Raw genomic sequence first — 11,235 nt, 5'->3', positions numbered from 1 at the left:
CCGGCCTTATATTATGTATATTTAGAATGAATCTTTAATCATCCCATACTGTTCATTGGCCCATACAGAATACTTTTCCAGTCCAATCCGCTCAGCAAGACCAATCATTCTATAATAAGCTTCTTCGGCTTCAGCCTCAGATTCAGCAAGATATATATTGATCTCTTCAATTTCGACCATATCTTTTATTTTTTTACTTATTATATCGATATCTGATTCAGGTTCAGGTTTTATCAATCCCAACTCAGGACGGAAAACAGCAACCTTTTTCATTTCCAGACCAGCCTCTGTCATCTCAGTGCCAGGTACAAATTTCCCCAGTCCCTCATTTGCAGCTGTAGAAAATAAAAGTCCCCACCAGAAGATTCCTTCATGATCAAGAAAATCAGTATCCTGTGAATTATAATTAAATATCGGATACCCTTCCTCATGCATGGACCAGTCCCTTCCTTCGATTCCCCAGAGTCCTGTCATCTGACCTTTGTCACTGCTCATATATTTGACAAAATTGATCGCTTTTTCAGGATTTTTATTTTCTTTAGTAATAAAAACACCCGACCAGCCGATTTCGTTCTGGTAGAATTCAAAGTTTTCACTTAGTAGATTAGAGATTAGATTAAATCTGAAATTCTTATCACTTCTTTCCAGCTTTGTGTTCAACCGGTCTGCTATAGTTATTTCATGCTGATAAGCAAAAGCCTTTCCGTTAAGTGCGAATTCCTCTGCCCTGGCTGAATCTCCACCTTTAATGGCAAAGTTTTCCGCCGTAATAAGTCCGTTACGATATAGGCGATTTAGGAAAAGATAATAATCCAGTTGCTCTTGTTCATAGAGAACATGTATCAGTTTATCATCTTTTATCTCAAAGCCCGTCTCCTGAGTTCCAAAGGCAGCCCTAAAATAAGCTCCGAGCCAGTTTGGCTCCATAATGAGTGGAATCATATCAGGATAGTTCTTTTTAACCATCATGAGTGTGTTTTCAAAATCTACCAGATTTTGAAGAGGAGGATTTCCCAGTTCTTCCATAAGATCTGTCCGAATCGCTATACCTGGCATTCCCGCAGGGATTGCCTTCGGTTTTGCATTCCACTCGTTCTGAGAAGAGAGATTGTTTAGAATTGTATAGAAATTTCCGTCCTTTACAGTATTGATTTTTGCCAGCATTGGATCCGGTTTGAAATCCACCGCATATTTCTCAATGAGTTCATTCCATGGATAACAGACATTAGAATTGGAAAGCATCTTGTAAAAACCGCTCCCTTCATTGCTCGTATAGATCAATTCAGGCAGCTCATCCGACGCGATCATCAAGGGAAGCTGATTCGAGTCAGTAGCTACATGAATATTAAGCCTGACACCTGTCTCATTTGTTATCTCCTCCGGAATAGTTCCGTTCCAATTTTTGAGTGTCCACCAACTATGATTGACAAACAGTTCCATTTCCGTAATCCCTTCATCCTTCTCACTTGAAGCAGTTGAAGATTCCTTATCCCCTTTTGCAAAAAGGAATCCCGCCAGCAGAAAAATGACCATTCCCAACAGCCATTTTTTTCCATGTCCTGTAAGTTTCATTAAAAGCCTCCTAAAATATTTTAACCCTTCACTGAACCAATCATGATCCCTTTTACAAAGTGTTTCTGCAGAAAGGGATATAGTAATACAATGGGAACCACTGTAATAATGATTGCTGCCATCTGAAGTGATTTGCTTGTATATAATTGAGCGCTTGTGGCATATAAGCTCCCAGTAGCTTCCTGAGGCATATTGCTTGAATTTATAACCTCAATCATCCGATAAGACATGGTTCTCAATGATTCTGAACGAACAAAATATGATGAATCAATCCATGAATTCCACTGCCAAACTCCGATAAAAAGTGCCATTGTCGCAATCAATGGTTTTGATACAGGAACAATAATCTTAAAAAAAATAAGCAGATCATTCGCTCCGTCGATATAGGCGGATTCTTTCAATTCATCAGGAATCTCCCTGAAAAAATTAACGGCTATAAGAAGGAGAAAGATATCCAGTAAATTGGGAACAATATAGACAAAAAAACTATTTAAAAGCCCAAGTCCTCTGAGAAGAATATAGAAAGTGATAATGGACCTGACAGTATACATGGCTAAAATAACAATACCAAAATACAACTTTTTAAAAACAAGATTCCTGGGAGAAAGTCCATAAGCAACCATGGCGGTAAAAGAGACTCCACCGATAGTGCCCAATACAGTTCTTCCTACAGAAACAAAAAACGCACCGACCCAGCGACTGTCACCAATTAATGCTCTGTAGTTTTCCAAAGAAAATTTCCGGGGAAATAGATAGACCCCACCCATAGAAAGATCGAGCCCTTCATTAAACGAACAAATAAGTACATACCAGAAGGGGTATAGGGTAAACAGGGAAATTATCAGTAATAAAATGTATAAACCCGTGTCAATTATTTTATGATTTCTACTTAATACCATACTATTTAGAATCTCCGTTTAAAAAAGACTGGAATCAGTTAATTTTTTCGAAATAAAATTAATCAGATATACGACAACAATAGCTACCGATGACTGTAATAGATCGACTGCTGTAGCAAATGCATATCGACCGTTCACCAGACCAACCCTAAAGGCATAAGTGGGAATAATTTCGGACGCCCCGTTATTCATGCGGTTTCCGAAGAGAAAACACTGTTCAAAAGCTCCGCCCTTAAAGAGGTATCCAACTTTGAGAATCAGAACAATAACTATGGCACTTTTCAAAGAAGGAAGGGTAATATGCTTTATTTTGGCAATCCTACTGGCACCATCTACATCTGCAGCTTCATATAAAGCCGGATTGATACCGGCGATTGCAGCAAGAAAGATAATGGCATTCCATCCCATCTCTTTCCATACTGCAGAAAGCACAGAAACAGTCCAGAAGGCATCAGGATCAGTTAGTATTGCTTTTGGTTTTTCCAATAACCCGAGCAGGACAAACAAATCATTGAACAAGCCTCCATTTTCGGCAAACAGTGCTACAGCGATACCGTATACGACAACCCAGGATATAAAATGAGGAAGATAACTGACTGTTTGGACAACCCTTTTAAAGGGTACACTCTTAACCTCATTTAGAAGAATTGCAAATAGAATAGGCACGGGAAAAACAAAAAACAGCTGTAGAAATATAATTGCAAGGGTATTTCTGATAATCTGGCTGAACTGGTAATCAGTAAAAAACTCAACAAAATATTTAGATCCTACCCAGTCACTGGTAAACATGCCACTGATCCCACTGACTATCCTGTAATCCTTAAATGCAATAATAATACCGAAAAGGGGAATATAAACAAAAATAAAAAGGTAAATCATACCCATAAGAATCATTAGATGAAAGTATTTTTGTTTTCTAATTTCTTTCCTCCGCAATGCCTGCCTGTACATTCTGTTTCTGACAGGGATTCCGGATGAAATGGCATTTTCTGTAAGCAATTTCAATCACCTCGTATTTTAAATTATTTCTTAAACCAATTTCAGATTATCATTGAGTCATTAATATCGATACTGATCATTTTTCAGAAAAATGTGCACATTCTTCAGATTTTGTTAAAATGCTGGATATGAATATGACCGATTCCGGTTTGCTTCTGGTGATAGTGGTATGAATTTCCTGTAATAAGACTGAGAGTCCTCTCCCGGATAGGTCACAAAACTGTAAAAGAGATGCCGAATTCAGCCGTTCAAAACGAAACCATGAACTGAATCATAGGGTTCGGATTATCCGGGTTGAAGTGTCGCCGAAGAATCAGATGATCCTGATGCAGCAGGGTGTTTATCATATAGAAAAGCGTTTTGAAGATATGTACCCGGATGAGTCTGTAATTGTCCATATTTTACTAATGGAGTCCTATTTACTGTCTCATTTTTCAGTAAAAACTATTAAGTTCTCGCACTGCGTCATCCAAGGTGATTGAAGAGTAGATTGCTTCCGGGAATTCTGTCAATCCATCGACACATGTTATGAAAATATCTTGGACACCTCTATTTTTGAGGCTTTGACAGCACAAAAAAATAGAATTTGGCTTCTTTGATCCTTCTGTATGATAGATGGTTCGCATTCTCAGCATTCAAATCATTTTCAATTGTTAATTTTATCAGCCGACCCAGAGTATCAGCCACTGCGATTATTTCAAACTGTGGAACTTTTTTTCGTAAATCAAATAATGCTTTACTGGCAAGTTCGGAACTGTTGGTTACTGTATCTGAAAAAACTTCTCTGTAAACATCTCTATCACTCCATATTTCAATGTCCTCAACAGCGCTGATAAGATAATCATCCAATGCCTGTACAAGTAATTCGGCAACATGTTCAACATACCCTTCCATTGCCTGTTGAATTTCTTTTTTTGAATTGGTGTAGGAAATGAATGATAGTGCTGCCATCCCCGCCAGGATCAGGATACTTATGGGCACAAGGAATCTATTCTGTAATTTCATATAATCACCTCAATAATTTATTGTTATAAACATATATAAGAGGGAAAAAGTGCAATATAGAGCGATGTCTGAACTTCCTGTAGGACAAAGATAAGAAGGTTGTAGGTCAGAACTTACCCGTAATTGGAATTGCTGCGGGGCACTGTCATTTATATCAGAACATTTAATTTACTTGATGTATTTGTAATATCGACCTATTATTTTTTACAAAATGAAAGGTACTTTAAGCTTCAGGCACAAACTGCTTCTCTCATTTCTCTTGATCTCTACAGTGCCTCTGTTCATTGTGAGTATGCTGATACTCCGAGAATCGAATAAAACCCTTGAGAAAAATATTATTGACTCCAATCTCAATTTTATTAAACAAGTAGGAATCAATATTGATCAGACTGTAACCAGAGTCAATGATTTGTCATTGTTCATCTTTCAAAACAAGGACATATATAATTTTCTCCATCTGCCGCCAGATGTTTCCACTGAAGAATCCGATAGACTGACTTTAAACATTTACAGAACCCTTACATTCTTTATGAATACCGGAACAGGAATTACTTCCATACTGATAGAAGGAGAGAATGGCCTGACTTTTTCTATTAATCCCATGAATTATAATCAGGATGTATTTACAGAAGATATGTTAAAGAAAGTTGATTCTTTAGATGGGGAAGCATTCTGGAGTCAGATCTCTTCTGATCTGGTTGCTCAGTCCAGGTTGATTAAGGATTATTATGATTTGAAACGAGATTTGGGACATGTTTCAATACAAATCAGTGTTGATGAGATTCTCAAGAACTTTCCGGTAAATAATGGGGAGTCAGCTAAGAAAATTTATATTTTCAGAGATGATGATCAGGTTCTCATCTCATCTGGTAGTATTCCGGACTCCATTCAAAATGAGATATTACCTAAGATTTCACTGATGCGATTAAAATCCGGTTATTTCTATGATGAACTGAATGATACTCAGCATTTGACTTTTTTCACTGTACTTCCTTCCTCGGATATCACTTTAATCTGGACCATTCCTTTAGAAAAAGTTGGTTTGTACGATCTTTTACTTAACCAGGTGAGTATTGTTACCCTGACAATGATATTGGTCAGCATCATTATGGCCTTTCTATTTTCGCGAAGTTTTTTCCTTCCTTTGAAAATCCTGGGATATTCAATGAAAAAAGTAGAAAATGAGCAGTTTGAGATTCGTATACCCCAAAGAAGAAATGACGAGATCGGTGCCCTTATTTCATCTTTTAACAATATGGCAGAACGTCTTGATGAATTACATAATGAAGTTTATGTCGCCCATGTTAAGGAAAAAGAGGCAGAGTTAATTGCTTTGGAAACTCAGATCAATCCCCATTTCTTATACAATACTCTTGATACCATATACTGGATGACCAAATTAGAGGGATCATTTGAATCTGCTCAAATGATTAAAACACTTGCAGACTTATTTCGAATTGCCTTAAGCAGTGGGAATGAAAAGATTCCGTTAAAAAAGGAATTGGAACATTTAAATTACTATATGGAAATTCAGATGAAAAGATTTGGAAATCTGTTCACATTTTCACTTCAGGTAGACCCGGAACTTGAAGAAAGAACTGTGCTTAAATTGATACTGCAGCCTCTGGTTGAGAATGCGATTGTGCATGGAATTGAAAAAAAACAGGGAGCATCGAAAATTGATGTCTCAATCACTGCTGATAATGAGGGTCTCTTGATATACAGAGTCAGTGATGATGGTGCCGGTTTTAATACGAACACTCTAAAACAGAACTCAGGGGATAAAAAAGGCGGTTTCGGATTAAGAAATGTTGATGAGAGACTTCGCTTAGCTTATGGTCCCGAGTATGGGATTCTTGTAGAGAGTACGCATGGAGAAGGAACAACTATAGTCATTCGTCAACCTCTTAAGGACAAAACAGAATGAAAGTAATAATTGTTGATGATGAACAGATAATCAGACAGGGAATAAAGACATTTGTACCCTGGGAAGCACTTAAATGTACAATGGTTGGAGAAGCCGCGAATGGATTAGAGGCGCTCCTTCTTATGGAAAAGGTAAATGCAGATATTATTATAAGTGATATCCGTATGCCCTTGATGGATGGATTGGATCTTTCCCGGGAGTTGAGATTAAAGTATCCTGACTGCAGGATCATACTTCTTACGGGTTATGAAGACTTTGATTATGCCAGAAAAGCCTTACAATATCAGGTGGAAGATTATCTTCTGAAACCTGTCGGGGATGATGAACTTACCAAAGTCATTGGAAAAACTGTTAAAAAGCTGGAAGCTGAAATAAATCGGCAGAAAAAAAATATTCAACTGAAAAATATGATAATTGAGAATAAAGAGAGTATTCTCAAAAACTATATAGAGAATCTAATAACAGGCAATATTCCGGATTCCAGAATATTGCCGAAGATTGAAGACCTTCATATCAATATCTTTGAACATGGTATTTATCAGCTGATAATCATTTTTCCTGATCAGGATTTTTCTGAAATTCTTATTCCCGAAAACAGTTTTATAATCCCCTATTTTATTGACAGACAGGAAGGGCGTCTGGTTCTTCATCATATCGATCCCCTTGAAGATACATTCTTCAAAAATCTTAAATCAAAGAATATCTCTGCCGCTGTCGGATCAAAAGTTGCCGGTATCAGTAATTTACAGGATTCACTTCAGGAGGCAGAATCTGCCTGCACATACCGGTGTTTTCTGAATTCCCCGGCATTAATTCATCAAAGTGATAAGGAATTCTTTAAAACCAGATTCCTCAGAATGCTGCCGGATCCTTTGAGCTATGAGGATGTTGAGATCAGGATTATTGAGATGTTTCATTCCCTCCATCCTGAAATAAAAGATCTCCTTTCCAGTCTGTTGCATTCATGTGTCCTGGATGGAAACCGGCAAGAGGATTTTATACGGTATTGCCGTCGTTTTTATAATCTTGCCCGGAAAGAAGTTGAAAGAAAGGGAATCAAAATAAGTCTCAATAAAAATGATCCTTTTGAAAAAGTTAATATCTATGACCCATGGAAAACCATACAGGAGAAAACTGAACAAATATTTTTTGGATTGGAGGAAAATGTCCTGAATTCCTCAAAAAAACAATTTTCATTAATTACTTCTCAGACAATTTCCTATATTGAAAAACATTTTAAAGAAAATATTTCTCTAAGTTATATTGCTGATACACTCGCTGTCAGTGAAAGTCATATTTCCAGAATATTTAAGAAGGAGACGGGAATCAATTTTGTACCCTGGGTTAACAAATACAGGGTTGAATATTCTCTGGATTTATTAGCATCTGGAGAATACAAATTATATGATATTGCTGATCTTTCAGGGTTTAGCGATTATAAATATTATACCAGGCAGTTTAAAAGAGTTATGGGCATATCCCCTACAGAATTCAGAAAAAACCTTTTATCACCACAAAAATGACGACATTTTATCAATTTTGCTCACTATGCCATTAGAATCCTTCACCACATACTGAAATAGAGATGAGTCTTTGTACTTATCATATTCTAGGAGGAAAAGAATGAAGAAACTGTTAGTTATGCTGATGATCCTGGTTCTCGGGGTATCAACCCTTATGGCCGGTGGGCAGAGTGAAGAAGGTCAGTCCGAAAAAGAGGCGACAACTCTCTCTGTAATGTACACATATAATCAAGCCAGCCTTGGCCAGGATGCCAGAGTTGACGCCTGGTATAAGATGCAGGAAGAGATGATCAGTGCACATCCTGAAGTTAATTTTGAGTTTGAATACGTTCCTCATGATGCTTATCAGGATAAAATTCAGATCCTGGCTGCAGCCAATGAGCTGCCCGATGTATTTGAAGTAAAGGGATCATGGGTAAAGAATTTTGTAAGCAATAACCGCCTTATGCCTTTGAATGAGATAATGGCTGCTGATAAAGCATGGAGTGGAAACTATAAAGAGGGTGTTCTGAAAAACTTTACAATTGATGGTTCTGTTTATGCAGTTTCCATCGAGGGTGGAGGGACTACACATGTCATTTTCTACAATAAATTAATTTTAAAAGAAGCAGGTTATGACTCATTTCCTACTGAATATGATGATTTTAAAGATATGCTTCAGGCCATTGCAGCTAAGGGATATACTCCTATCTCCCTGGGTGATAAGAGCAGCTGGGTTGCTGAAAGCTGTTATTTGAGTACCATCGGTAACAGAATGACCGGTTCTGACTGGACAAACAGCATTACAAATAGAGAGGGAGCCTCTTTTACTGACCCTCAGTTTATCAAATCCCTTGATGTTCTTGCAGAACTGGCTGAAATAGGTGCATTTAATGCTGATATGAACAGTCTTGAGTACACTCAGCAGAGAACTCCCTATTACAATGGAAAAGCAGCCATGTTTGTTGAGGGTGGATGGGCAATCAATCATGTAATTGAAAATGCTCTTCCTGAAATCCTTGCCGCTACAGGTATTGCCGACTTCCCTGAAGTTCCCGGACAGATGGGAGCTGATAACCTGAATACCGGTGGAACAAGCGGTTGGGCCATCGGAGCTAATTCTGCTGTAGCAGATAATCCTGATAAAAAAGAACTTGTTGTTGAAATGATGAAACGTTTCTCCAATATGGAAAATGCTGTAAAATTAGCCGAAACCGGCAGAACCCCTGCCATGAAAGTTACAGACTTTGACAGCAGTGCTCTGCATGCCTTGAATATCGAATACTTCGATTATATGGACAAATTCGTTCCTGCACCAACCTATGACCTGGTCTGGGATCCTGCAGTGATAGAAACACTTAACAGTGGAATCCAGATGCTTCTGATCGGTCAGGTGAGTTCTGAAGAACTGGCTGAGAGTGTTCAGAAAGAATACACACGCTAATCTTTCAATCAAAAAATTTCAAAAATACATTTATTTATCAGCAGGATTATAATTCATAATCCTGCTGAATTTCCACATTGGAGTTAATAATGAATAACAAGAACGCTTTATATCCAGGGAAGTTGCTCCTTTGGACCTTATTAGCACCAGGTGTTCTACTGTATGTGGGTATAGCAATTATTCCTATATTCAATGCAATTATCCTGAGCTTTTATAAATGGTCCGGTGGAGACAGTAAAACATTTTTAGGCTTTGGGAATTATGTATATCTAATAACAGACCCCCTGTTCTGGGGCTCACTGAAGAATAATCTTCTTATCGGAGTGATAAGTATTATCGGTCAGGTAGGTATTGCCCTGATTCTGGCTGCACTGTTCACTTCCCGGGATATAAAATTTGTCAGTTTTCACAGATCTGTGATTTTTTTCCCTGTAGTTCTGGCGGCCATCATTATCGGTTTTATCTGGACTATGGTTTACAGCCGGGAATATGGATTGCTTAATTTCACCCTCAAAGGGCTGGGGCTTGAAGGCTTTATCAGAGCCTGGCTTGATGATCCGAGTATTATCATCTTGTCTGTGAGTGCTCCCATTGTCTGGCAGTACATCGGGTATTATACAGTCATCATCGCCTCAGGAATTACTGCCATACCCTCTGAGATCTTTGAGTCGGCAGAACTTGATGGAGCTGTTGGCTGGAGAAAACTTTTCTATATTATCTATCCACTGATTAAAAATACAATTGTTGTCTGTGTGATGATGTGTATTGCAGGAAGTATGAAAATCTTTACACATATTCTTGTCATGACTGGCGGAGGACCCGGTAACAGCTCAATGGTAATGTCCATGTATGCCTATAGAAACTCCTTTATCAAATATAAACTAGGTTATGGCAGCGCTGCTTCCATAGGTATTTTATTGGTGAGCATGATGATTATTCTCCTTACAAGATCTTTAATGGGAAGTAAAAATGAAGAACAGTTCTGATATGATATTTTCAATATTAAAAAAAATAAAGATTTATTCACTGAATATAATCATATGGATGTTTTCTTTATCCTGTATTTTTCCTGTGATCTGGTTGATGTATTCATCCCTGAAAACAAGCAGTGAATTTAACCGTGACATAATAAGTTTTCCGAAAGCGATGCAGTTTACAAACTATTCCAGAGCCTTTTTGTCTGCCGATTTAGGGAGGTTGTCAATGAATAGTGCATTCAATGCAATCATTTCAATGTCTCTGGCTGTTTTAATTGCATTTACAATTGCCTATCTTTTAGCTCGATTTCCGTTTAAAGGAAATCGAATAATCTATTTTCTATTCCTCTTTGGTATGCTTGTTCCCATGCATGCTTTGCTTGTTCCTATCTTTGTACAATTCAAGGCCATGGGACTCTTCAATAAAAGAATTACCCTCATATTGCCCTATGTTGTATTTAATTTACCTTTTTCACTCTTTTTAATAGAAAGTTATATCAGGGGAATACCAAAAGACCTTGATGAAGCGGCATTTATGGAAGGCTGCGGTACTGTTAGAACTATGTTTTCCATAATATTCCCTATTACCAAGCCTGTAATTGTTGCAGTAGGCCTGCTTGCATTTATTTCGAGCTGGAATGAATATCCATTTGCCCTGATTCTGATCAACAGTCAGAAATTGAAAACAATTCCTCTGGGTCTTGTCAGTTTCAAGGGTGAGTATTCAACAGACTATCCCCTGCAGATGGCCGGGATCGTCATATCAACAATACCTGTCATTGCTATTTAGGGCCTGCTGAATAAATCCTAAGTTTAAATTTACAAAGGAGTTATTCATTAATATAATGACTTCAGATGCATGAATAACGGTAGAAATTACCGAAAACCTTTGCAGCTGAGGTGAGTATGT

General features: G+C 37.7%; 9 protein-coding genes. 5 read left to right on the top strand and 4 right to left on the bottom strand.

The window, feature by feature from the left end; all coding sequences use genetic code 11:
- Positions 1–21: 21 nt before the first annotated feature.
- The 4 genes from DV872_RS12740 to DV872_RS12725 form a co-directional block, all read right to left on the bottom strand.
- Complete coding sequence (locus DV872_RS12740; RefSeq protein WP_114630325.1) at positions 22–1,572, bottom strand: extracellular solute-binding protein; 1,551 nt, start codon at positions 1,570–1,572, stop codon at positions 22–24.
- Between the two features lie 20 nt (positions 1,573–1,592).
- Positions 1,593–2,303, bottom strand: a complete 711-nt coding sequence (locus tag DV872_RS12735) for a carbohydrate ABC transporter permease (RefSeq protein WP_199563471.1) — start codon at positions 2,301–2,303, stop codon at positions 1,593–1,595.
- Positions 2,304–2,489: 186 nt separating this feature from the next.
- Complete coding sequence (locus DV872_RS12730) at positions 2,490–3,470, bottom strand: sugar ABC transporter permease (RefSeq protein WP_199563470.1); 981 nt, start codon at positions 3,468–3,470, stop codon at positions 2,490–2,492.
- Positions 3,471–4,019: 549 nt separating this feature from the next.
- The gene (locus DV872_RS12725) at positions 4,020–4,475 is read right to left on the bottom strand and encodes a hypothetical protein (RefSeq protein WP_114630323.1); all 456 of its coding nucleotides are present in this window, start codon (positions 4,473–4,475) and stop codon (positions 4,020–4,022) included.
- Between the two features lie 211 nt (positions 4,476–4,686).
- Between DV872_RS12725 and DV872_RS12720 the strand changes: the two genes are divergently transcribed.
- From DV872_RS12720 to DV872_RS12700, 5 genes are all read left to right on the top strand, one after another.
- A complete protein-coding gene (locus DV872_RS12720) occupies positions 4,687–6,402 on the top strand; it encodes a sensor histidine kinase (RefSeq protein ID WP_114630322.1) in 1,716 nt (571 codons plus the stop codon).
- Positions 6,399–7,925, top strand: a complete 1,527-nt coding sequence (locus tag DV872_RS12715; protein ID WP_114630321.1) for a response regulator — start codon at positions 6,399–6,401, stop codon at positions 7,923–7,925. Before DV872_RS12720 ends, DV872_RS12715 begins: the two co-directional genes overlap by 4 nt.
- Positions 7,926–8,025: 100 nt before the next feature.
- The gene (locus DV872_RS12710; RefSeq protein ID WP_114630320.1) at positions 8,026–9,348 is read left to right on the top strand and encodes an ABC transporter substrate-binding protein; all 1,323 of its coding nucleotides are present in this window, start codon (positions 8,026–8,028) and stop codon (positions 9,346–9,348) included.
- Positions 9,349–9,437: 89 nt separating this feature from the next.
- On the top strand, positions 9,438–10,334 hold the full coding sequence (locus DV872_RS12705) for a carbohydrate ABC transporter permease (RefSeq protein ID WP_114630319.1): 897 nt from the start codon (positions 9,438–9,440) through the stop codon (positions 10,332–10,334).
- Between the two features lie 217 nt (positions 10,335–10,551).
- Positions 10,552–11,115 carry a carbohydrate ABC transporter permease gene (locus DV872_RS12700; RefSeq protein WP_158546955.1) on the top strand — a complete coding sequence of 188 codons (564 nt, stop codon included), beginning with the start codon at positions 10,552–10,554 and terminating at the stop codon, positions 11,113–11,115.
- The last annotated feature ends 120 nt before the right edge of the window (positions 11,116–11,235 follow it).

This window comes from Oceanispirochaeta sp. M1, assembly GCF_003346715.1.
In the GTDB taxonomy this organism is placed as follows: domain Bacteria; phylum Spirochaetota; class Spirochaetia; order DSM-2461; family DSM-2461; genus Oceanispirochaeta.
Note: the sequence above shows the minus strand (reverse complement) of the source record. Positions and strands in the feature narration are given on the sequence as shown.